At 65.9% G+C, this 23,529-nt stretch carries 19 protein-coding genes and 1 tRNA gene; 16 read left to right on the forward strand and 4 right to left on the reverse strand.

The genetic code is table 11. The annotated features are described in order from the left end of the window. The first annotated feature begins 65 nt into the window (after nt 1–65). From AC1RT8_RS23185 to AC1RT8_RS23250, 14 genes are all read left to right on the forward strand, one after another. On the forward strand, nt 66–1,439 hold the full coding sequence (locus AC1RT8_RS23185) for a class II 3-deoxy-7-phosphoheptulonate synthase (protein ID WP_493078750.1): 1,374 nt from the start codon (nt 66–68) through the stop codon (nt 1,437–1,439). Nucleotides 1,440–1,638: 199 nt separating this feature from the next. Continuing rightward, nucleotides 1,639–2,658 (forward strand): hypothetical protein, encoded by a 1,020-nt coding sequence (locus AC1RT8_RS23190; protein WP_493078752.1) that lies wholly within the window; start codon nt 1,639–1,641, stop codon nt 2,656–2,658. A gap of 74 nt (nt 2,659–2,732) precedes the next feature. After that, the gene (locus AC1RT8_RS23195) at nt 2,733–3,893 is read left to right on the forward strand and encodes a lactonase family protein (protein ID WP_493078754.1); all 1,161 of its coding nucleotides are present in this window, start codon (nt 2,733–2,735) and stop codon (nt 3,891–3,893) included. A 67-nt stretch (nt 3,894–3,960) separates the two neighbouring features. Continuing rightward, on the forward strand, nt 3,961–5,103 hold the full coding sequence (locus tag AC1RT8_RS23200) for an L-lactate dehydrogenase (RefSeq protein WP_493078756.1): 1,143 nt from the start codon (nt 3,961–3,963) through the stop codon (nt 5,101–5,103). 72 nt (nt 5,104–5,175) lie between these two features. Next, nucleotides 5,176–5,250 (forward strand) — tRNA-Glu (locus tag AC1RT8_RS23205). 412 nt (nt 5,251–5,662) lie between these two features. Continuing rightward, nucleotides 5,663–6,916, forward strand: a complete 1,254-nt coding sequence (locus tag AC1RT8_RS23210; RefSeq protein ID WP_493078758.1) for an MFS transporter — start codon at nt 5,663–5,665, stop codon at nt 6,914–6,916. A 50-nt stretch (nt 6,917–6,966) separates the two neighbouring features. Next, entirely contained in the window at nt 6,967–7,881 is a 915-nt protein-coding gene (locus AC1RT8_RS23215; RefSeq protein WP_493078759.1) for a LysR family transcriptional regulator, read from the forward strand. Nucleotides 7,882–7,927: 46 nt separating this feature from the next. Then, nucleotides 7,928–8,356: an NADH-quinone oxidoreductase subunit NuoE family protein gene (locus AC1RT8_RS23220; RefSeq protein ID WP_493078761.1), complete on the forward strand. Its 429-nt coding sequence runs from the start codon at nt 7,928–7,930 to the stop codon at nt 8,354–8,356. After that, nucleotides 8,353–9,825, forward strand: coding sequence for an NADH-ubiquinone oxidoreductase-F iron-sulfur binding region domain-containing protein (locus tag AC1RT8_RS23225; protein ID WP_493078763.1), 1,473 nt, complete (start codon nt 8,353–8,355; stop codon nt 9,823–9,825). The genes AC1RT8_RS23220 and AC1RT8_RS23225 overlap by 4 nt, the downstream gene beginning before the upstream one ends. Before the next feature lie 8 nt (nt 9,826–9,833). Beyond that, the gene (gene fdhD, locus AC1RT8_RS23230; RefSeq protein ID WP_493078764.1) at nt 9,834–10,634 is read left to right on the forward strand and encodes a formate dehydrogenase accessory sulfurtransferase FdhD; all 801 of its coding nucleotides are present in this window, start codon (nt 9,834–9,836) and stop codon (nt 10,632–10,634) included. Beyond that, the gene (gene mobA / locus AC1RT8_RS23235; protein ID WP_493078766.1) at nt 10,631–11,164 is read left to right on the forward strand and encodes a molybdenum cofactor guanylyltransferase; all 534 of its coding nucleotides are present in this window, start codon (nt 10,631–10,633) and stop codon (nt 11,162–11,164) included. The genes fdhD and mobA overlap by 4 nt, the downstream gene beginning before the upstream one ends. Further along, a complete protein-coding gene (gene fdhF / locus AC1RT8_RS23240) occupies nt 11,154–14,000 on the forward strand; it encodes a formate dehydrogenase subunit alpha (RefSeq protein ID WP_493078768.1) in 2,847 nt (948 codons plus the stop codon). The genes mobA and fdhF overlap by 11 nt, the downstream gene beginning before the upstream one ends. Further along, on the forward strand, nt 13,997–14,263 hold the full coding sequence (locus AC1RT8_RS23245; RefSeq protein WP_493078769.1) for a formate dehydrogenase subunit delta: 267 nt from the start codon (nt 13,997–13,999) through the stop codon (nt 14,261–14,263). The genes fdhF and AC1RT8_RS23245 overlap by 4 nt, the downstream gene beginning before the upstream one ends. Beyond that, a complete protein-coding gene (locus AC1RT8_RS23250; RefSeq protein WP_493078771.1) occupies nt 14,263–15,477 on the forward strand; it encodes a molybdopterin molybdotransferase MoeA in 1,215 nt (404 codons plus the stop codon). Before AC1RT8_RS23245 ends, AC1RT8_RS23250 begins: the two co-directional genes overlap by 1 nt. 28 nt (nt 15,478–15,505) lie before the next feature. Here AC1RT8_RS23250 and AC1RT8_RS23255 read toward each other — a convergent pair whose 3' ends face one another. From AC1RT8_RS23255 to AC1RT8_RS23265, 3 genes are read right to left on the reverse strand one after another with little or no spacing between them, the layout of a single operon-like run. Then, complete coding sequence (locus tag AC1RT8_RS23255; protein WP_493078772.1) at nt 15,506–16,264, reverse strand: siderophore-interacting protein; 759 nt, start codon at nt 16,262–16,264, stop codon at nt 15,506–15,508. Next, on the reverse strand, nt 16,264–18,186 hold the full coding sequence (locus tag AC1RT8_RS23260) for a hypothetical protein (protein WP_493078773.1): 1,923 nt from the start codon (nt 18,184–18,186) through the stop codon (nt 16,264–16,266). The genes AC1RT8_RS23255 and AC1RT8_RS23260 overlap by 1 nt, the downstream gene beginning before the upstream one ends. A gap of 47 nt (nt 18,187–18,233) precedes the next feature. Next, nucleotides 18,234–18,728 carry a PadR family transcriptional regulator gene (locus AC1RT8_RS23265; protein ID WP_493078774.1) on the reverse strand — a complete coding sequence of 165 codons (495 nt, stop codon included), beginning with the start codon at nt 18,726–18,728 and terminating at the stop codon, nt 18,234–18,236. A 413-nt stretch (nt 18,729–19,141) separates the two neighbouring features. Between AC1RT8_RS23265 and AC1RT8_RS23270 the strand changes: the two genes are divergently transcribed. Continuing rightward, entirely contained in the window at nt 19,142–21,454 is a 2,313-nt protein-coding gene (locus tag AC1RT8_RS23270) for a TonB-dependent receptor (RefSeq protein WP_493078776.1), read from the forward strand. Nucleotides 21,455–21,483: 29 nt separating this feature from the next. Next, complete coding sequence (locus AC1RT8_RS23275; protein WP_493078777.1) at nt 21,484–22,503, forward strand: MBL fold metallo-hydrolase; 1,020 nt, start codon at nt 21,484–21,486, stop codon at nt 22,501–22,503. 7 nt (nt 22,504–22,510) lie between these two features. Here the strand turns inward: AC1RT8_RS23275 and AC1RT8_RS23280 are convergent, their stop codons facing one another. Continuing rightward, on the reverse strand, nt 22,511–23,458 hold the full coding sequence (locus AC1RT8_RS23280; RefSeq protein WP_493078778.1) for a LysR family transcriptional regulator: 948 nt from the start codon (nt 23,456–23,458) through the stop codon (nt 22,511–22,513). Between the last annotated feature and the right edge of the window lie 71 nt (nt 23,459–23,529).

The raw sequence follows: 23,529 nt of genomic DNA on the forward strand, positions 1-23,529 counted from the left end.
CTTGATTGCGTGCGGAGGCGAATTCCCGCAAGGAAACCGCCCTCATTCATCACTGGACTCGTATCATGGCCGCCAAATGGGCCCCCGACAGCTGGACCCAGGCAGAAGCCCGCCAGCTTCCGACCTATCCCGATAGCGCTGCGCTCGACGCGGCGACTACGACGCTCGAGAGCTTTCCGCCTCTGGTGTTCGCCGGCGAGGCACGCAACCTGACCGCTGACCTGGCCAAGGTCGTCGAGGGCAAGGCCTTTCTGCTCCAGGGCGGCGATTGCGCCGAGTCCTTCGCCGAGCATAGCGCGAACAACATCCGCGATACCTTCCGCGTGATCCTGCAGATGGCGGTCGTCCTGACCTATGCCTCGAAGCTGCCGGTGGTAAAGCTGGGCCGCATGGCGGGCCAGTTCGCCAAGCCGCGTTCGGCCGATACCGAAGTGCAGGACGGTGTCGAACTGCCCGCCTACCGCGGCGACATCGTCAACGACATCGCCTTCACCGCCGAAGGCCGCGCGCCCGATCCGCAGCGGATGATCCGCGCCTATAGCCAGTCGGCCGCGACGCTGAACTTGCTGCGCGCGTTCGCGGGCGGCGGTTACGCCAATCTGGCGCAGGTGCATCGCTGGACTCATGACTTCATGGGCCGCAGCCCCTGGGCGAAGAAGTTCGCCGAGACCGCCGACCGCATCGGCGAGGCGCTCGAGTTCATGGCGGCGTGCGGGATCAGCCCGGAGACGGTGCCGCAACTGGCCGAGACGCATTTCTACACCAGCCATGAGGCGCTGCTGCTCAAATATGAGCAGGCGCTGACCCGGCAGGATTCCTTGACCGGCGACTGGTACGACACCAGCGCGCATTTCCTGTGGATCGGCGATCGCACCCGCTTCGAGGGATCGGCGCATGTCGAGTATCTGCGCGGGATCGGCAACCCGATCGGCATGAAGTGCGGGCCGAGCCTCGAGCCCGATGCGCTGCTGCGCATGCTCGACACGCTCAACCCGGCGCGCATCCCCGGCCGTATGACGCTGATCACACGCTATGGCCACGACAAGATCGAGGCGGGCCTGCCAAAGCTGGTCCGGGCGGTGCAACGCGAGGGCCATCCGGTGGTGTGGAGCTGCGACCCGATGCACGGCAACGTGATCAAGGCGTCGAACGGCTACAAGACTCGACCGTTCGACCGGATCCTGGCCGAGGTGCGCGGCTTCTTCGCGGTGCATCGCGCCGAAGGCAGCATCGCAGGCGGCATCCATGCCGAGATGACCGGACAGAATGTGACCGAATGCACTGGCGGCGCGGTCGATGTGACCGAGCAGTCGCTGGCCGACCGGTACCACACGCATTGCGACCCGCGGCTCAATGCCGGGCAGAGCCTGGAACTAGCGTTCCTGCTGGCGGAGATGCTCAACGTCGAAATGGCGGAGCGGCGGCGGGCGGCTGCCTGATCGTCAATGAATAACTAGCGAAATCATCGACAAGGCGCTCGAGTTTGGGACTTGAGCGCCTTGGTCTCGCGCGCGTCGGAAAATAAAGTATGCAAAAAAGTAATTTTGGATGCAATTCTCCCCATTGCGCCCGCGAGTCGTGCGTGACATGCTATATCCTATAGGGTTCGCCAACGAACCAAACCAGGGGAGATGCTACATGAAGAGGTTGTTCCTGCTTGCCGCCGCCGCTGCGCCGCTCGCGCTGACATCGATGCCGGCCCATACCCAACAGGCGCCCGGCCAGGCCTTTGCGGTCGATGCCCAGCCGGCGATGCCGACCAAGACCACCCGCACGGGCAAGCACGTCAACCGCATCATCGACATGTGGCTGAAGGGCCAGCCGGTCTATTACACCCAGGTTTCCGGCGGCGGGTACGAAGAGGGCAAGAAGCAGGCAGCAACCAAGGCCGATTACATCACCTATGAGATGGAGCATGGGGCGCTCGACTTCAAAGAGCTGCGCGACTTCATGCGTGGCCTGGTCGATGCCGGGCCGACCCGCACCGGACACCGCACCCCCGCCGTGATCGTCACCCTGCCGATCCAGGGCACGCCCGACGCCGTCCGTGCCAATGCGTGGATGATCCAGCAGGCGCTCGCCGCCGGCGTGCACGGCATATTGCTGTGCAACGCAGAGTCGCCCGAGGCCGCCAAGATCATGGTCGAGGCATCGCGCTATCCGTTCGCGCCGGTCGTTCAGGGCCTTGCCCAGGGCTTTCGCGGCAATGGCAGCCAAGCCTTCGCCTCGGAAATCTGGGGGCTTACCCAGAATGAATATCTGCGCCTTGCCGATCCCTGGCCGCTCAATCCGGACGGCGAGTTGATCTTTGGCGTGAAGATCGAGAATCCTCGTGCCGACGCCAATGTCGAATCCACGGTGCGCACCCCCGGCCTGGCATTCGCCGAATGGGGGCCAGGCGATCATGGCTTCTATCTGGTCGGCGCGCCGAAACCGCGTGTTCCCGGCAGTGCGTTCGAGGGTTATCCGCCGTCGATGATCGCGGTGCGCGCGCGCGTACTGGCGGCGACCAAGGCGAATGGCCTGCGCTTCCTCAATTCGTGCAACGAGCGTGACGTGATCGACCAGATCAAGGACGGCGTGATGATCTGCACCGGTGGTGATTCGCCGGCCGCGGACAAGGGCCGTGCCTATACCAAGCGGACCGATCCCTTCTGATCCGGAGTAGAGTAAGACATCGGCAGGCCGCGCCGGCGAGGCGCGGCCTGCTTCATGACAAGAGAGGGACGCCCATGAAGACCAGGATCAGCCTTGCCGCCGCCGTCATCGCACTGGCCGTGCCCACGGGGCTTTCGGCACAGCTCGCCGTGTCGGCCAATGACGGCAAGCAGCTCCGCCCCGGCGATGCAGGGCGCACCGCCGACAGCGTATCGGTGATCGACCTGCGCAGCTATCCGCCGAAGACGATCGGCACGGTCGCGGCGCCCGCGAGCATGATCGGCCCGCCGGCCGCCGTCGCGGTCGCACGCAATGGCGGCTTTGCGCTGGTATCGGCGGCGCAGCGCCTGAAGGCGGACGGTACGATCGAACTGAACGACGGCGTGTCGGTGATCGACCTCGCCGACCCGACCGCGCCGGCGCTGGCGCAGACGGTGCATGCCGGCCCCGGCGCAAGCGGTGTCGCGATCAACCGCGCCGGCACCCTCGCGCTGGTGGTCAGCACCGGCGACGACACGGTCTCGGTCTTCACGATCAAGGACAAGCGCCTGACCCCTGCGGGCAAGGTGCAGCTGCCCGCCAAGGCGCGGCCGACCGATGTGGCGTTCCTGCCCAACGGCAAGGGGGCCATCGTGGTGGCGCAGAGCGCCGGTCAGCTCGTGCGGCTGTCCGTATCGGGCGACAGCGTGAAGATCGGCGGCGAGCCGATCTCCACCGGCGTTCAACCTTATGGCGTCTCGTTCAGCCCCGACGGCCGCTATGCCTATAACACCAATTTGCAGGGCAATGCGCCACCCGCCGGCACCACCCCGCCGCGCGGCCCGCGTGTCGGCACCGTGACCGCGGTCGACCTGGCGACCGGCAAGGTCAATCCGGTCGAAGTCGGTTTCACGCCCGAGCATCTGACCCTGTCGCGCGATGGGCGCTATCTCGCGGTCGTCGTGCACAACGGATCGGGCGGTGCTCCAGGTTCGGCCGGTTACTGGCCCCATGGTGCGCTCAAGATCTACGGCGTGAAGGGGATGATCCTGACCCCGATCGCCGAGGCCCAGACCGGAGCCTGGTGCCAGGGCGCGACCTTCAGCGATACTGCGAAGACCGTGCTGCTGCAGTGCGCGGTCGACAAGGATATCGAGGTCTATCGCTTCAACGGCCGGGCGCTGGCCCGGGACGACGCCGCGACCTTGAAGTTCGATGCGCGCCCGGGCGCCATCGCGACCCCGAGCAGCCGATAAGGGAAGCCCGGGGCCCTGGCACAACAATGACATTGCGGGGGCCGGGCCCGGGACCTAGATCGACGGGGTGACACCGGCCTGCATCGACGATTTCCGGCTGCTCGCGAAAGCGCGCCTGCCGCTGTTCCTGTTCGATTATATCGACGGCGGTTCCTATTCGGAATCCACCATGCGCAGCAATGTCGCTGACCTGCAGCGACTGAAGCTGCGCCAGAAGGTCATGACCGACGTTTCGCAGATCGACCTCTCCACCACCCTGTTGGGACGGCCGGCATCCCTGCCCGTCGCGCTCGCGCCGGTCGGCCTGGCGGGCATGTATGCACGCCGCGGCGAGGTTCAGGCAGCGCGCGCGGCCGAGGCGGCGGGCGTGCCCTTCATCCTCTCCGCCTCGGCCTGTTGCGGGATGGAGGAAGTGGCGGCGGGCGTAACCCAGCCCTTCGCCTTCCAGCTCTACATGATCCGCGACCGGGAGTTCATGAAGGACATGCTGGCCCGGGCTAAAGCGATCGGCGTAGTGACGCTGGTGCTGACGGTAGACCTGATCGTTCACAGTGCGCGCTACCGCGACGTGCGATCGAGCCTGACCGGCAAGCAGGGTCTCAGGGCGCGGATCAAGCGCTTCACCCAGATCGCGACGCATCCGCATTGGGCGTTCGATGTCGGCCTGTTCGGCGGGCCGCACACCCTGGGCAATTTCGCGCCGGTAATGCCGGAGGGTGCGGGGCTCGACCAGTTCACCGCCTGGGTCGCGCGCAATTTCGATCCATCGATCACCTGGAAGGACATGGACTGGATCCGCCGGCATTGGGACGGCCCGATCGTGATCAAGGGCGTGATGGACCCGGCCGACGCGGTTGCCGCCTGCGACGTCGGCGCGACCGCGATCGTGGTGTCCAACCATGGCGGGCGCCAGCTCGACGGTGCCCCCTCCTCCATCGCAGCGCTGCCGGGCGTGGTCGACGCAGTGGCGGGACGCGCCGATGTGCTGATGGACGGCGGCATCCGGTCCGGCGTCGATGTGCTGCGGGCGCTGGGACTTGGCGCCAAGGGCGTGCTGCTCGGCCGCGCATGGGCTTATGCGCTGGCGGCCAGAGGCGGTGCGGGGGTTACGCAGATGCTCGAGTTGTTACGCCATGAGATGGCGGTGGCGATGGCGCTGACCGGGCAGACCGATGTGAAGAATCTATCGCCGGACATGCTTCTGCCCTGATACGCGTTGGGAAGACGCGCGCCATCTTGACGATGGGCCCCGCTCACCGTAGATGCGCCGCTCCGCAGGTACGGCCCCTTCGTCTAGCGGTTAGGACGTCGCCCTCTCACGGCGAAAACACGAGTTCGATTCTCGTAGGGGTCACCATAGTCAATCCCTAAGGGATCGCTTTGGGGTCTTTTTTGTATCGCGCGCGATTGTCATCCCCCACATTGCCCGTCCTGTCGGATTTGATCAGGAATATTGCGATGTCACAATCGGTAGGTTCGAGCGACTTACCGGTCGACAGGCACTAATGATTGGCTCCGGCCAATCGTTTGAAAGCCCTTCGAACGCGACAGCCGAGCGTGCCGATGGCTGAAAACAGCCATGGGAACGGGCGATGCCGTCGCCATAGCCCAGGATGCGGCTTGGAGGATGGCGCCTTTACGATCACCCATGGACCACAATAGATAGCCTCGGACTCCCCGCCACCGGCCACAATGAACGAAACAAGCCAAGAGATTGGTAGGGAGAGACGGATGCCGAACGGAATTCTGGCCGATCGCGGAGACGCCCGATGAGCGCGATTCAGCCTCTTGGCACGCGCGCCTGGTTCATCTTCTTCCTCTGCTTCTGCATCTCCGCACTGGAGGGCTATGACCTTCAGGTCCTCGCGGTCGCCGTCCCCGGCTTGCGCGCCGAATTCGGGCTTCAGCCGCAACAACTCGGCATCGCGCTCAGCGCGAGCCTGGCTGGGCTCGCGCTCGGCGCTCTGGTCGGCGGCACGCTGGCCGATCGCATCGGCCGCCGCGGCGTGCTGATCGGGTCGGTCCTGTCGCTCGGCGTCTTCACCCTCCTCACCGCGTTCGTGCGCGACTATCACACATTGCTGATCGCGCGGGCGCTGACCGGTGTCTCGATCGGCGGCGCGATTCCCAATCTGATCGCGACGATCGCCTCGATCGCCGGCCCGCGCCGCACCACGACCCTGGTCACGGCGATGATGTGCGGCATGCCGTTCGGTGGCGTGCTTTCCGCCATTGCGGGCCTGTCGGTCGTGCCGACCTGGGGCTGGACCGGCCTCTTCTACGTCGGCGGCGGGCTGACGCTGATCCTGTCGCCATTCCTCATTTTCGGCATTCCCGAGGTCGCGGGGCGCAAGATGGACCCGACAGCGGCGGTTGTTTCGCCCGCCGAGGCGTTGTTCGGCGGCGGGCGCACGGGCGCCACGCTGTCGCTCTGGGCCGTGTTCATCCTGACCTTGACCATCTTCTCGCTGCTGCTCGGCTGGGCGCCGACGCTGGTGATCGACAAGGGGCTCAATCCGGCAATGGCATCATCGGTGATGCTCGCGCTCAATCTCGCGGGGATCGCCGGCGCCATCTTCGCCGGTCGTCTGTGCGACGCGCTGGGGGTACGCCCCGCGATGCTGATTACCTTCGGCGGTGTCGCGCTGGGCCTGGCGCTGTTCGCCTGGGCGAGCGAGGCGAGGATGATGATCACCGCGTCGGCGGTGGCCGGTTTCTTCATCGTCGGCGGGCAGTTCACGCTCTACGGCATCGCGCCGCGCGTCTATCCGGCGACACTGCATGGGACCGGGGTCGGGGCAGCCGCCGCGATGGGCCGCATCGGTTCGATCTTCGGCCCGATGCTGGCCGGATGGCTGCTGGCCAGCGGGATGAGCGTCGACAACGCGGTCCTTGCGATCATTCCCCTGGCGCTGGCCGCTGGTGTGGCGATCGTCCTGCTGACGATCTTCGCGCATGACCGGATGGGCGCCACGCCGGCGGGATCGCGCGATCTGGCGCCGGACCCCGCCTTCGCCGACTGAGCTGCCCGACCTTGCGCGACAGGCGGCGCGCATTGGGCTAGGCTGACGCGATGCAGTTCCGCTTCCTCGAATATTTCGTGGCGCTTGCCGAGGAGAAGCATTTCGCGCGCGCCGCGGAGCGGTGCAACATCACCCAGCCCACCCTCTCGGCGGGGATTGCGGGACTGGAGGGGCTGCTGGGCACACGGCTCGTGCAACGCGACCGGCGCTTCATCGACCTGACCGCCGAAGGGCATGCAATCCTGCCGCATGTGCGTCAGTTGATCGCCGGGCATGAGGCGCTTCGCCAGGCGATCAATGCGCCGGGGCCCCTCAAGGGCGAACTCCGCCTCGGCGCAATCCCGGCCGCGATGCCCTATGTCGGCGGCTTCATCGGCAAGCTCAACGCGCGGCACCCCGAGTTGCGCGTCGCGGTGCGCCAGCTTACCTCGGCGACGATCGCCGCGGGAATCGTGAATTTCGAGCTCGACGCCGGCCTCACCTATCTCGACGACGAACCCGCAGCCGGCACCCAGGCGGTGCCGCTGTTCGAAGAGCTTTTCTGCTTCGCGACCCAGACCAGCGGCCGGTTCAGCGGGCGGCAGAGCGTGACGCTGGCCGAGGCCGTGTCGCAGCCGCTCTGCCTGCTGCACCAGGGAATGCAAAACCGCCGCATCCTCGACCGGCATCTGGCGCGGATGCAGCTTGCCGTCACACCCGCCGCGACGACCGATTCCTATCTCGCCTTGCTGTCGATGGTCGCGCATGGCGGGCTTTCGAGCATCGTGACGAACAGCCATTCGGGCTATATCGGGGAGGCGCTGGGCGTTCGGCTGCTGGAAATCAGCGACCTGCGCGAGCATAATCGCATCGCGTTGATCGCGCCCGATCGCGAACCGCTGTCACCCATCGCCAGCGCGGCGCTGGCCACCGCTCGCGCGGTCGATACGCAGTCACAGATGATAGAGAGTATCAATCATCGATAGCGGTTTGTGATTTGAAATAGCCGCCCAAAAGGCGCAGCCCTGCCCGGTGACAACGGGCACTGCGACAATCGACGAGATCCTGCTCGTGCATGGCGCGCGCGAGGGCGCGCTGTTGCCGATCCTCCATGATCTTCAGGCCCGGTTCGGCTGGGTTTCCGAAGACGCGATCCGGCAGGTCGCCCGGCACCTCAATCTTGGCCGCGCCGAGGTTTCGGGCGTGGTCAGCTTCTATCACGATTTCAGCCGCACGCCCGATGCGCGGCCCGCGATCAAGCTGTGCCGCGCAGAATCCTGCCAGGCGCGCGGCAGCGAGCGCATCGCCGTGGAAGCCGAGCGGATCGCCGGAGGCCGTGTGCGCGTCGAGACAGTCTATTGCCTCGGGCTGTGCTCGGTGGGCCCTAACGCGATGATAGGGAACGAGGTTCATGCACGGCTCGATACGGCCGCGGTGGCCGAACTGATCGGCGCGCTGTGACGATCGTCCGCATCTCCGACGACGCATTGGCGATCGCGTGCGGCGCGGATCGTGTCGCGCAACGCTTTGCCGAGCTTGGGCATGAGGTGGTGCGCACCTCCAGTTGGGGGATGCACTGGCTCGAGCCACTGGTCGACATCGACGGCATGGGCTTCGGGCCTGCGGCCCCCGCCGATGCCGAAGCGATCCTTTCGGGCAAGAGCGGGCTTGGCATCGGGCGGATCGAAGACCATCCCTTCCTCGCCGGACAGACGCGCCTCACCTTCGCGCGCGCCGGCAAGACGCGCGCGCTCAGCCTTGAAGACTATGCGGCAACGGGCGGCTGGAATGGGCTGGCGCGCGCGCGCGTGCTCGGCCCCGAAGCGATTGTCGAAGAGGTGAAGGCATCCGGCCTGCGGGGCCGCGGCGGCGCGGGTTTCCCAGCGGGAATCAAGTGGGACACCGTTCGCCGCGCATCGCCCGGGCGCAAATATATCGTCTGCAACGCCGATGAGGGCGATAGCGGCACCTTCGCCGACCGGATGCTGATGGAAGGCGATCCCTATTGCCTGATCGAAGGCATGGCGATCGCCGCCGAGGCGGTCGGCGCGCAGAAGGGGTTCGTCTATATCCGCTCCGAATATCCGCACGCGGTTGCGAAGATGGAAACGGCGGTACGCCTCGCCGCGCCGCTGATCGCGCCGTTCGAGATCGAAATCCGAGTCGGCGCGGGCGCCTATGTCTGTGGCGAGGAAACCTCGCTGCTGAACAGCCTGGAGGGCAAGCGCGGCGAGGTTCGCGCCAAGCCGCCGCTGCCCGCGCTGGAAGGGTTGTTCGGCTGCCCGACGGTCGTCAACAATGTGCTGACGCTTGCGGCAATCCCGTTCGTGCTGGCCGAGGGCGCACAGGCATACGCCGATTATGGCATGGGCCGTTCGCGCGGGACGATGCCGGTCCAGCTTGCGGGCAATATCCGGCATGGCGGCCTCTATGAGACCGCATTCGGCATGACCCTGGGCCAACTGGTCGGGGCGATCGGCGGGGGCACCGACAGCGGTCGCCCGATCCGCGCAGTGCAGGTCGGCGGGCCGCTCGGCGCCTATTTCCCGCCGTCGCTGTTCGACACGCCCTTCGACTATGAAGCCTTCACCGCCGCCGACGGGCTGATCGGCCATGGCGGGATCACGGTATTCGACGACAGTGTCGACATGGCGGCGCAGGCGCGCTTCGCGTTCGAATTCTGCGCGGCGGAAAGCTGCGGCAAATGCACGCCGTGCCGGATCGGCGCGGTACGCGGGCGCGAGACGATGGACCGCATCATCGGCGGCGAGGCAGTGCCCGCCAACCTCGCGCTGGTCGCCGATCTTTGCGAGACGATGAAGTTCGGATCGCTCTGCGCGCTGGGCGGGTTCACCCCCTATCCAGTCATGAGCGCGCTCACGCATTTCCCCGAGGATTTCGTGTCCCGCGCGACGGTGGCGGCAGAATGAATCCGGCCATGACCCTGGAGCGGAGCGTCGCGGCGCACCGGCTGGGGCTGGCCGAACCGGGCGACGCGGAATTGCTGCGGAGCATTCCCATCGAGGCGCCGGTGGCGATCGAATATAACGGCATCGGCTATGCGGTGATGATGGCCACCCCTGCCGATCTCGAAGCCTATGCCGTCGGCCTGACGCTTGCCGAGGGCCTGGTCGAGAACGTGTCCGAAATCGCGGGCGTGGACGTGCATCCGGTCGATGGCGGATGGATTGCGCGTATCGCGCTGTCACCCGAGCGCATGGGTCCGGTGCTCGACCGCGCCCGCACCCGCCTGTCCGAAAGCAGCTGCGGCCTGTGCGGGATGGAGAGCATCGAGCAGATTCTCCGCCCCCTCCCGCCCGTCCGCGCACGAATCGCCACGACCCGCGACGCCATCGCGCATGCGCTGGCCTCGCTGCGCGATCACCAGCCGCTCGGGGCATCGACCGGCGCGGTCCATGCCGCCGCTTTCTGCGCCCCCGATGGCCGCATCCTGTGCGCCCGCGAGGATGTCGGCCGGCACAACGCGCTCGACAAGCTGATCGGCGCGCTCGCGCTCGCCGGCGTCGACCCGGCGACCGGCTTCATCCTGCTTTCGGCGCGGTGCAGCTATGAACTGGTAGAAAAGACCGTTCGCGCCGGCTGTCCGCTGCTGGTGACGATCTCCGCCCCGACCAGCCTCGCGGTCGAACGCGCCACCGCCGCCGGGCTTGCGCTGGTCGCGCTGGCGCGGACGGATTCGGTGCTGATCCTCAACGATCCGCACGGCAGCATCGTATGAAGACGCTTGGGGCAGTCCTTGCCGGCGGCAAATCGTCGCGTTTCGGATCGGACAAGGCCGAGGCGCTGTTTGCCGGTCGGCCGCTGCTGGAGCATGCCGTCGAAGCGCTGCGGCCACATTGCGACACCGTGGTGGTGGTCGGGCGAAGCACGCGGCTTGCGCCCTCGATCAGCGACTGGCCTGCCGTCGGAATGGGCCCGCTGGGCGGGCTTGCGGGCGCACTCAACCACGCGCTCGACAATGGCTTCGACCAGGCCCTGACTATCCCGGTCGATTGCGCGCTGCTTCCCACCGACATCCGCGCGCTTCTGGAACCGGCACCGGCCTATATTGCCTCGCAGCCCGTGATCGGGCTGTGGCCCGCGCGCACCGCGGCCGCGATCGAAGAAATCCTGTTCGGTACCGGCAGCCATTCGGTCCGCGGCTTCGCGGAACGCATCGGCTCACGCGCCATCACCAGCATCACCATCCCGGCCAATATCAACACGCCGCAAGACCTCGCAAGGCTGGAGCAGTATCATGGGCTATGAACCCCAGCCCGATCTGGGCACGCCCGCATCCCACGAAGCCGCGACGGTCGCGCTGACCATCGACGGCCGCGAGACCATCGTCCCCGCCGGCACCACGGTGATGCGCGCCGCGGCGGAGATCGGCACCTCGATCCCCAGGCTCTGCGCGACCGACAGCCTCAAGCAGTTCGGCTCCTGCCGCCTGTGCCTGGTCGAGATCGACGGCCGCCGGGGCACCCCCGCCAGCTGCACCACGCCGGTCGAACCCGGCATGGTCGTGCGCACCCAGACGCCAATGCTGCACAAGCTGCGCAAGGGCGTGATGGAGCTCTATATCTCCGATCACCCGCTCGATTGCCTGACCTGCGCCGCGAACGGGGATTGCGAGTTGCAGGATCAGGCGGGCGCGGTCGGCCTGCGCGACGTGCGGTACGGCGCGGGCGAGAACCATCTCGGTCAGTCCAAGGACCTGTCGAATCCCTATTTCGACTTCGATCCTTCCAAATGCATCGTCTGCTCGCGCTGCGTCCGCGCCTGCGACGAGGTGCAGGGGACCTTCGCGCTCACCATCGACGGCAGCGGCTTCGGGTCGAAGGTGTCGGCGGGGATGGCGAGCGACAGCTTCCTCTCCTCCGATTGCGTATCGTGCGGCGCTTGCGTCCAGGCCTGCCCCACCTCGACGCTGCAGGAACGCAAGGTGGTCGAGGTGGGCACGCCCGATCGCAGCGTCGTGACCACCTGCGCCTATTGCGGCGTCGGCTGCACCTTCCGCGCTGAGATGCGCGGCGAGCAGCTGGTCCGCATGGTGCCATGGAAGGACGGCAAGGCCAATCGCGGGCACAGCTGCGTCAAGGGCCGCTTCGCCTGGGGCTATGCCAACCATCAGGAGCGCATCCTCAATCCGATGATCCGCGCGAGCATCGACCAGCCCTGGCGCGAGGTGAGCTGGCAGGAGGCGTTCGATCACGCCGCGTCGGAGATCCGCCGCATCCAGGCGACATATGGCAGCCACTCGGTCGGCGGGATCACCTCCAGCCGGTGCACCAACGAAGAGACCTTCCTCGTCCAGAAGCTGGTCCGAGCGGGCTTCGGCAACAACAATGTCGATACCTGTGCGCGGGTCTGCCACTCCCCCACCGGCTATGGGCTGAAGACCACCTTCGGCACCTCCGCCGGCACGCAGGATTTCGACAGCGTGATGGCCGCCGACGTGATCCTGATCATCGGCGCGAACCCGACCGACGGGCATCCGGTCTTTGCGAGCCGGATGAAACGGCGGCTGCGCCAGGGGGCCAAGCTGATCGTGGTCGATCCGCGCCGCATCGACATGGTTCGCACCCCGCACATCAACGCGGCGCATCATCTGCCGCTGCGCCCCGGCACCAACGTCGCGGTCCTCTCCGCGATGGCGCACACGATCGTCACCGAGGGGCTGGCAAACGAGGCGTTCGTGCGCGAACGCTGCGACTGGGACGAATATCAGCTCTGGGCCGAGTTCGTCGCGAACCCCAGAAATTCACCCGAGGCGCTTCAGCCGGTCACCAACGTCGATCCGCAGGAGCTGCGCGCCGCCGCCCGGCTCTACGCAACCGGCGGCAACGGCGCGATCTACTATGGGCTTGGCGTCACCGAGCACAGCCAGGGCAGCTCGACCGTGATGGCCATCGCCAACCTCGCCATGGCGACCGGCAATATCGGCCGCCCCGGCGTCGGCGTGAACCCGCTGCGCGGCCAGAACAACGTCCAGGGCGCGTGCGACATGGGCAGCTTCCCGCACGAACTCGCCGGTTACCGCCACGTCTCCGATGCCGGGACCCGCGCGCTGTTCGAGGCCGACTGGGGCGTCGCAATCGATCCCGAGCCGGGCCTGCGCATCCCCAACATGCTCGACGCCGCGGTCGATGGCAGCTTCAAGGCGCTCTACGTCCAGGGCGAAGACATCCTCCAGTCCGACCCCAATACGCACCACGTCTCGGCGGGGCTCGCCGCGATGGAATGCGTGATCGTCCACGATCTCTTCCTCAACGAGACCGCGAATTACGCGCACATCTTCCTGCCCGGTTCGACCTTCCTCGAAAAGGACGGCACCTTCACCAATGCCGAGCGCCGCATCCAGCCGGTGCGCAAAGTGATGACGCCGCTCAACGGGCTTGCCGATTGGGAAGTGACTCAAGGGCTCGCCATGGCGCTCGGCCTGGGCTGGAACTATAGCCACCCATCGGAGATCATGGACGAGATCGCGCGGCTGACCCCCAGTTTCGCCGGGGTGAGCTTTGCCCGGCTCGACGAACTCGGCTCGATGCAATGGCCCGCCACCGCCGCCATGCCCGAGGGCACGCCGGTGATGCACATCGACGGCTTCGTGCGCGGCAAGGGCAAGTTCGTGGTGACGGACTATATCCCCACCGACGAGAAGACCGGGCCGCGGTTTCCGCTGTTGCTCACCACTGGGCGCATCCTCAGCCATTACAATGTCGGCGCCCAGACGCGACGGACCGAGAACGTCGCCTGGCATCCCGAGGATCTGCTCGAGGTCCATCCGGCCGATGCCGAGGATCGCGGACTCAAGGAGGGGGATTGGGCGCGCCTCACCAGCCGTTCGGGCGAGACGACGCTGCGGGTCAAGGTCACCGATCGGGTTGCGCCGGGGGTGGTCTATACGACCTTCCATCACCCGACGACGCAGGCGAATGTCATCACGACCGACTATTCTGACTGGGCCACCAACTGTCCCGAATACAAGGTCACCGCGGTCCAGGTCGCGCCGTCCAACGGCCCGAGCGACTGGCAGGCGGATTATCAGGCGCTGAGCGCGCGCGCGCGTCGGATCGCCGCCCCGGCGGAGCCGGCCGAGTGAACCAGCACGAGCGCCTGATCCATATGGCCAACCAGATCGCGAAGAACTTCGCGACGATGGGCGACAGGAATGCGGCGGCCGCAACGGCGGATCATATGATCGCCTTCTGGGATCCGCGGATGAAGGCGGCGATCCTCGCCGATCCTTCAGGCCTCTCCCCGATTGCGGCGGCGGCGATCACGCGGTTGCGCGATGCACCGCCCGCTCCACATCAAAGCCGCGCCACCGAATTCGACGACGTCGCCGGATCGGACGCCGGCTGATGGCGGCGGCCTTGATCCGGGTGAAGCCCGAACCGCCAGCACAAGCGCCGCTCCGGCCCAGCTTTGCCGACGCCATGCGAATCATCGGCGATACGACAGGCATGCAACCCGCCACCTTGTCGGCGCTGGGCGACGCATATGGCGCCTGCACCGCATCGTCGGTCATGGCGCGCGCGGCCTATCCGGCCTTCGATGCCTCAGCGATGGACGGCTTTGCCATTCACGCGCTCGACGCCGTAGCGGGCAACGCGGTGCTGAGGCTTACCGATCCGATCGCCGCCGGTAGCGGCGGCGCCCCGCTCGCCCGTGGCACGGCGGCACCGATCGGCACCGGCGCTCCTGTCCCCGCCGGATGCGGCGCGATCCTCGTAAAGGAACGCGCGGCGCTGCGGGGAAACCTGCTGCATCTCGCTGAGGCCCTGCCCCCCGGCATGAATATCCGCCGGTGCGGAGAAGATGCGGCCGCGGGCGAGGTTGTGCTGACGAGCGGCCGGATGATCCACGGCCCGGCGCTTGGCGCACTGGCCAGCTACGGGGTCGAAGAACTTCTGGTACGCCGGCTTCCCACCATCGCCCTTCAGCCGACCGGGGATGAGCTCTGCGCCATCGGCGGCGCCTCGGTGATCGACACCAACGGGCCGATGCTGGCGGGATGCCTGCGCGATTCCGCCATCCCGTTCCGGCTGCATCGGCCGGTCGGCGATGATCCCACGACCTGCCTCGATGCGATCAGGGCCCTGGTCGAAACCGATGCGGACATGTTCGTCACCACCGGCGGCGTTTCGGTGGGCGATCGCGATCCCTTGCCATGGGTCTTATGGGAATTGGGCGCCACGATCGAATTCCATGGCGTGAGGATGCGGCCGGGCAGGCCGGTCCTTTATGCACGCCTGCCCGATCGCCGCCCTTTTTTGGCGCTGCCGGGGAATCCCGCCGCCGCGCTCGTCGCGCTGCGCTTTTTCGTGATGCGCGCCGTCCGCGCAGCGATCGGAAGCGATCCCGAGCGTGGTATGGCGGTGGCCATCGACGCCCCGCGTCGCGACGGCACGACGCAGATCCTGAAGGCCTATCGCTGCCCCGCCACCGGCGAGGTCACGACCCTGCCCGGCCAACAATCGCACCGGCTGCGCCCGTTCCTCACCGCCAACGCCTGGGTCACGGTGGGACCCGACGGCCGGACGTCGCTCTATCCGCTGCTCGACAGGTTTGACTGAGCCCGTATCTGCACCGGGGCGTGGAGCCTCAGTCGTCAATCCGCTCATGGGCATCGGCGACGCCCTGCATCCAATAGCCCGCCGCCTTCACCCATTCGCGCGGATGGCCGAGCTTCTCGACCATATGAACCCGAAGAGCGCGCGCCAACGATGACTCGGCCGCGATCCAGACATAGCCCTCCCCTGCCGGCAGCGGCATCGCATCGAGCCGCGCCGCCATGCGCGTGGCATCATCGCGCCCCTCGCTGCGGCAGCTCCATTCGATCGTAAGTCCATCACGGTCGGGCAGTGCGAGCTGGTCGCCCGGCGCATCCACCACCGCCAGCACCAGCACCGGCACGGCCGGCCGGAGTTCCTCAAGCCTGCGCCCGATCGCCGGCAATGCGGTCTCGTCACCGATCAGCAGATACCAGTCGAAATCATCGGCAATGACATTCGACCCCCTGGGCCCGCCGATCTGGACCTGGTCCCCCGGAGCGGCACTCAGCGCCCAGGCGGTCGCCGGCCCGGCCTCGTGCAGCGCGAAGTCGATCATCAATGTCTGTGCCGCTATGTCGAAGGCGCGCGGGGTATAGTCGCGCATCGCCATCCCCCCTGCCCCATCCGGCACGAACAGCTTGATGTGATCGTCGGGCGCCGCGCTCTCGAAATCGGCAAGATCGGGCGAGGTAAAGTGCAGCCGCAGCATATGCGGCCCCAGCCGTTCGCTGGCGGTGACGGTGAGCGCGCGGCGACGGGGCTCACGGCGGATGCGCGTTACCTGGTGACGCGTGGCGGGTCCCTCCATCACAGGAACTCGTTGGGGATATAGAGCGGCATCGAATCCTCCCACAGGCTGTCGGTCAGTAGCCGCTTGTTGCCGCCGTCGGCATCCATGATGCAGATCTGGCCATAGGGCTGGAAGGTGAAGTCGTAGATCGCCGCCTCGTCGCGGAAACCGTAGGTGCCGCTCGACCACAGGATCCTGCCGTCGAGCGTCCACACCGAATGCGCATCATTGGCGCCGGTTTCAGTAAGCGCGCGGAAATCCGAACCGTCGGGCCGGATCGTGCAGATATGATAGTTCGCCGGCCCGTACTGGCGCGTGAAGGTGATCAGCGTGCCATCGGGTGACCAGAAGGGCAGATTGTCCCTCTCCGTGGTCAGCACCCGGACGCTCTTGTCCTCCAGGTCCATGATCCTCAGCCCGAACGCGCCGTCGCCCCACACACGGAAAACGAGATAGCGGCCATCCGCGGCGTAGCTAGGGAAGCCCGAATGCTCGGTGCCGTCGGTCAGCACCTCATAGTCGGAGCCGTCGCTCTTCACCCGCAGCAGCTTGGCCTTGCCCGGATCGGTGCGATGCTGGAACCAGTTGCCGAGCCCGAACGCGATCCACGCACCGTCGGGCGACCAGGTCGGCTGGAAGGCGCCCGCGATCCCCTTCTTGTTGAGGATCGGATCGAGGCCCTTGCCCGCGACGTCGAATACGATCTTCTGGTCGCTGCCATCGGGCTTCATCGTCACGATCGACGAGGTGCCGAGCTGCTTCTGGGTGATAGCGAGCCGGCCCTGACGCGAGAGCACAGGGTAGATGTCGGTCGAGCGATATTCCCACTCGTCATCCCAGCTGTAGAGCAGCTTGTCCTGCGGGCGGAAGGTGAAGTCGACCTTCTCGTAAACGACCTTGCTTCCATCGGGCGACCAGCAGGGCGAGCGCAGCTGGCGCAGCACGGACTCGGCGCCGGAGGTGTAGTGCAGTCCGGTGTTGGGGACATCCTTGGTCATCCAGGCGGCGTCGGTCGCGCGGATGCCGCCCTGCCCGCCGCCAGCCTTGACGAAATAGGCGATATCCTTGCCGTTCGGCATGAACTGCGGCGCCAGCTTCAGCTCGGGGCCGCTGGTATGCTCGATGCGATCCTGCCCGGTGGCGACATCCACTGACACGATCTGCGATCCGCAGCGGCCAATCCATTCGGGACGGCGCGCGCCCCATGTGTGTTCGGTCTCGATTTCATAGAAGACGATCCGGCTACCGTCCGGGGACCATTTGGGCGAGCCGAGGCAATAGCCGGGCTTCGAGGCGAGTTTGCGAAACTCGCCATTCATTCCGACGATGTAGATCGACAATTCCTGGGTGTGTTCCCAGCCGTGCCCGCCGCTATGCCCGGTCCAGCTGGTGTTGCGGTCGGAAGAAAAGGCCAGCCAGCGCCCGTCAGGCGACCAGGCCGGGCGGAAATAGCCGTCCGGGCTTTCGGGATCGCCGGCAATGACAGGGTCGGCGGTCAGATTGACCTTCTCACCGGTTTCGAGATCGAGCAGCCAGATATTGGCTTTATAGCCCTCGGCCGTGGAGACATAAGCGGCCTTCTTGCCATCGGGTGAGATCACCGCGGCGTCCTCGAGCGAGGACGTCGCCATGATCGGCTGAAGGCCGCTGCCATCGATGCGACAGCGAAAGACGTCGGGCTGGCCATCGCCATCGGGTTCGCTGGTGAAGCTGATCCATTCACCGTCGGGCGAGAAGCTGGGGTGATAATCCATCGCGGAGAATTGCGGCAGCGCACGCTCGTCCGATCCGTCGGCATTGGCGATATACAGCCGGGACCCCGACGGGCCGATCCGGTTCATCAGCATCACGCCCTTCTTGCCGGGTCCGGCCTTGGAGAGGCCCGGCATCGCGCGCTCCGTGGCGCCGGGTGCTGCATTCGATCCGGCTTGTTCGCTCAACTCATTTCTCCTGGGTTCTTCCATCTGGCGGTAGTGGCGAAGCCGGGTCAGCCCAGCCGCTCGATCTTGCTTGCCGCCTCGTCGATCAGGGCGGCGACCGCGTGCACGTCCACGCCGGCCCGGCCGGTCAGCGTGTTGCCGAGCACCATCTTGAGATTGTCCATCGCGCGTCGGACCGGCGCGTGCTGCGCGGCATCTGCGCCGGCGAGGTCCTTCAGCCGGGCCTGCAGCGCCTCGACTTCCCTGGCCCTGGCCGCCAGTTCGGTCTCGCCGGCAGGCGAGATCGAGAAGACCTTGCGACCGCCGCCCTGTTCGCCCGCCGCGATCTGATCGAGATCCGCCATGATCGCGAGCGCCGGATAGACGATACCCGGGCTCGGCGCATAGGCGCCGCCCGAGAGTTCCTCGATCGAGCGGATCAGGTCGTAACCATGCCGCGGCGCGACCGCGATCAGCGAGAGCAGCAGCAGCCGCAATTCGCTTCCGTCGATGATCCGCCGCCGGCCATAGCCGCGCCCGAAACCGCCACGGCCTTCACCCATCGGGTCGAATTGGGGGCCACCACCATAGCCGCGTGAACCCCGCCCAAAGGGACGCATGTCATCAACTCCGTAACTTCAAGATATGATTAAGATATATCTTGATTCGTTTCAATGTCAATCCAAGGCCTGGCGCCGGCCTGCACTTCGCCTGTGCGAATGGCGGCTTCTATCAGGGCGGGAGCGCGGCTTCATGGGCGGCTGCGCAGAAATTATCGTCGGGCGCGGTATGTTGATCACTCACACGGCGATCACACTTTACCGTTCAATGGCCGACATAGGAGGGATGCGTGCCCTGAGGTCGAATTTGCGCAGCACCGTCTCGCAAGCTCGACCCCAAGCACGCTCGAACCTTCCAGCGGTTGATCAAGCCCGGCGCATGAAATGCGGCGGGACAATTTTAGGGGAGGGGTTTGATGCCCAAGGGTTTCCATTTCACCGCGCGTTCGGCGCTGCTCGCCGGAGTCGGCATCGCGTCGCTGCTGGGCGGCACCGCCTTCGCCCAGACCTCGCCTACGGCACCGCTGCCGACCGAGAACGCGCCGGCCACGCAGGACGACGCGACATCGCGCGATTCCACCACCGGCAATGACGACATCGTCGTCACCGCGCAAAAGCGCTCGCAGAACGCGCAGGACGTGCCGATCGCGATCACCGCGCTCAGCGACGAACAGCTCCGCTCGTCGGGCGTGACCAGCACCGAGGATCTCAAGGCGACCGTCCCGTCGCTCAACATCACCGTGGCGACCGCCGGCTTCGGGCTTCCGCGTATCCGCGGCATCGGTTCGACGGGCGTCGGTCCGGGCATCGAGAACCCAGTCGCGGTCTATGTCGACGGCGTCTATTACGGGTCGGCCTTCGGGGTGCTCCAGTCGCTGTACGATGTCGAGCAGGTGACCGTGCTCAAGGGCCCGCAGGGCACGCTGTTCGGCCGCAACGCGACCGGCGGACTTATCCAGATCAACACGCGGGGCCCCAGCTTCAAGCCCACCGCTCGTGCCGAATTCGGCTATGGCAGCTTCGACACGGTGACCGCTGCGGGCTATGTCTCAGGCGGCCTGAGCGACACGATCGCGGTGAGCCTTTCTGCGCAGTACGAAAATCGCGACCAAGGCTTCGGCAAGAACCTGTTCACCGGCCACGATATCCAGAGCGCACGCACCTGGGCCGGCCGCGCCAAGATCCTGTGGCAGCCCAGCGCCGGAACCAGCGTCCTTCTGGCGGGCGACTTCAACGGCCGCGATTCGACCGAACCGGCCTTCCGCGCCTTCTCCCCGCGCAACACGCTGGGCCAGAGCGTCACGCAGCAGATCATCAACCTGGGCGGCAATCCCGAACGGGACATCTATGCCGATACCGATCCGCTGCTGCGCGCACGCCAATATGGTGGCAGCCTGACCATCTCGCAGGATCTGGGCAGCGTGATGCTGAAGAGCGTCACCGCCTATCGCCATTCCGAACTGCGGACCGTGTTCGATCCGGACGGCACCACCAACCGCCAGCTCGTCATCGACAATTTCAACTACGACAATCAGTTCACTCAGGAGATCAACCTTATCTCCGACGCCGGCGGCCCCTTCACCTGGGTGGTCGGGGGCTTCTACATGCGGAGCAAGGCCGGCCTGCTGCCGTCGCGCACCACCGGCACGAACATCTTCCTCGGCGCCAACGGCCGTTCGGACAACAACAACAGCAACAAGCTCGAATCCTTCGCCGGTTTCGTCGAAGGCACGCTGCACCTTGGGGAAAGCACCAATTTTACCGCGGGCGTCCGCTACACGACCGACCGTCGCGATCTCTGGGCGCAAACCGTCACCTTCAACAGCAACACCAACGTCACCAATGCCGGGCCGGTCGTCACGGACAGCGAGCGCTTCAGCAAGGTTTCGTGGCGGCTGTCGGTCGATCACCGCTTCTCGCCCGAGGTGCTGGCCTATGCCAGCTACAATCGCGGCTTCCGCAGCGGCACGTTCATCCCGCAGGCGACCCCCATCCTGCTGCTCCAGCCGGAAGTGGTCGATGCCTATGAAATCGGGCTGAAGACCGACCTGTTCGATCGCCGCGTCCGCCTCAACGTCGCCGGCTATTATTACGACGAGTCCAATATCCAGGTTCAGCAGATCATTTCCGGCGTGCAAAATGTGTACACGGCGGACGGTGCGCGGATTTACGGGATAGATGCGGACATGTCGGTGCGGGTCACCAGCAATTTCCGGCTGTTCGGCGGGGTCAACTATACGCATTCCGAGTATCGCAATTTCAAGAACGCGATCATCACCGTGCCGCTGCCGCTGCCGACCGGGTTCGTCATTCCCCCCGGCCAGTCCTGCCTCGGCCTGTTCGGGAACCCGTTCACGGCGCTCGGCGGCAACTGCCTCCTGCGCGGCGATGCGTCGGGCAACCGGTTGCAGAATACCCCGGCATTCACCGCGAGCATCGGCGGATCGCTGGACGTGCCGACCTCCATCGGCAAGTTCACGCTCGCCGGGAATTTCTACTATAATGACGGCTATTACGGCGATGCGGACAACCGCGTGCTGCAGAAGAACTACACCACGATCGATGCCTCGCTGACGTGGCGGCCAAACGACACTCTGTTCGTCCGTCTATGGGGCAAGAATCTGGGCGACAGCTTCTACCGCTCGCAGATCGGCGCGTCGAACAGCGCGGACAATGGCACCGTTGCCGCGCCGCGTACCTATGGCGCGACCGTCGGGTTCGATTTCTGAGCCCGGCCTGAAGAAAGAGAAAGCGTATCATGACACGTCGCCGCCGTTATCTGGCCCCGGCTCTGATGGCGGCGGCTTGTGCCGCTATGCTCCTGCCGGCCGTTTCGTTCTCACAAACCAGCGGTGCAGCCCGGCCGGCGCCCTTTAAGGGGCTTCGTGTCACCCTGCTCGGTACCGCAGGCGGTCCGCCGCCGCACGCCGCGCGCTCCCAGCCGGCGAACCTGCTGCAGATCGGCGGCAAGAACTACCTGATCGATGCCGGCGACGGTGCCGGCCAGCAGCTGATGAAGGCCGGCGTGCCGTCTCGCGCGGTCGAGGCTGCCTTTATCAGCCATCTTCACTGGGACCATGTGCTCGGCATCGGCTATGTGATGGCGACGGGCTGGATGCTGGGGCGAACGGCACCCATGCCGATCTTCGCGCCGCCTGGCCTCCAGACCTATCTCGAGCGAGAAAACAGTGCGCTCCTGATCGGCGAGGAGATCTTCCGCGTTCAGTCTCCGGACCGGCCGGCGCTGAAGAGCCTCTATCCCGCGCATGACGTCGATCTCGCCGGGCCCACCGAGATCTTCAAGGACGCCCAGGTCCGCGTTACGGCGGTGCCGAATACGCATTTCGCGGTCCTCCACACGACCCGCGCCAGCTATGGCAAGGACAAATCCTATTCCTACCGCTTCGATACCGTGCTCGGATCGGTGGTCTTCACCGGAGACACCGGCCCCTCGGACGCAGTGACCCAGCTCGCGCAGGGCGCCGACATCCTTGTCAGCGAAATTTGCGACGTCGACAGCATCCTCGCGGCGATGCTGGCGATCAATCCGAACGGCAAATACGACAAACTCATCACGCATATGCGCGAGCAGCATCTGAGCCCCGAACAGGTCGGCAAGCTGGCGGCAGACGCGGGTGTAAGGAAGCTTGTCCTCAGCCATTATGTCATGGGACAGGATTATGATCCGGAGCATTTCGTCGCGAGGATCAGGCCGTTCTACAAGGGCGAGATTATCGTCGGACAGGATCTGGCAACGATCGACGCCAGCCATCGCTGAGGGTGGTTCACCGGCCGCCGGGCGTCCGCGCGTCGTTGTAGATCTGGATCGAGCCGCCATAATCGTCAGGCGCCCGGTTCTTGAACCACACTCCGAGGAAATTGATCAGCTCGCGGACCTTGCGCGGCACGTTTCCACCGGGAGCATAGGCGGCATAGAGCGGCGCCTCCTCAAGCGCGAGCGTGGGCAGAACCTGGCACAGGGTGCCCCGCGACAGATCGAGCACCGCAACCCGGTGCGGCAGCATGGCGATCCCAAGGCCTTTCACCGCGGCCGTGCACAAGGAGAAGAAACTGTTCGAAGCGAAGCGCGGCGGCTGTTTCAGCGCGATGCGCGATCCGTCCTCGAACACCCAATGCCCCTCGGAGAGTTTGGTCAGGCAATCATGCTCCGAGAGTTCGGCGATCGTCACCGGCTCGCCGCGGTCGGCCAGATAGTCGGGCGAGGCGACGAGTACATAGGTGATCCCGCCGATCTTCTTCACCATGATATCCGAATCGCGCACCCGTCGCGGCTGGATGCACACGTCGAAGCCGCGGCTCAGGAATTCGTGCGGGTTGAGCGAAATCTCGCCGACATGCAGCTGGATCGTAACCTCGGGATGCTCGCGGCAGAAATCGACACAGGCGTCGGAGATGTCGAAATTGCCTACCCATTTCGGGCAGACGATCGAGATATTTCCCCCGATATTCTCCTTGATCGACGTGACTTCGCTCTCACCCGCGCGCAGATCGGCGAGCACACGCTTGCACACCTCATAATATTTGACCCCCGCCTCGGTCGGACTCACCGATCGCGTCGTGCGGTTGAGCAGCCGCACGCCGAAATAGGCTTCGAGGTCGGTGATGTGACGCGACACCAGTGCGCGCGAGATGCCGAGATCCTCCGCCGCCGCGGTGAAGCTGGAATAATCGACCACTTTCGAAAAGGTGGTCATCGTCACCAGTCTGTCCATCCTGCTCCCCGCCCTCATTGTTCAAGGGCTTTGCATTGCTTTGCTTGGAGCGGAGATGTGCACCTCCGGCA

Source organism: Sphingomonas sp. GW821-FHT10F11, from assembly GCF_058809095.1.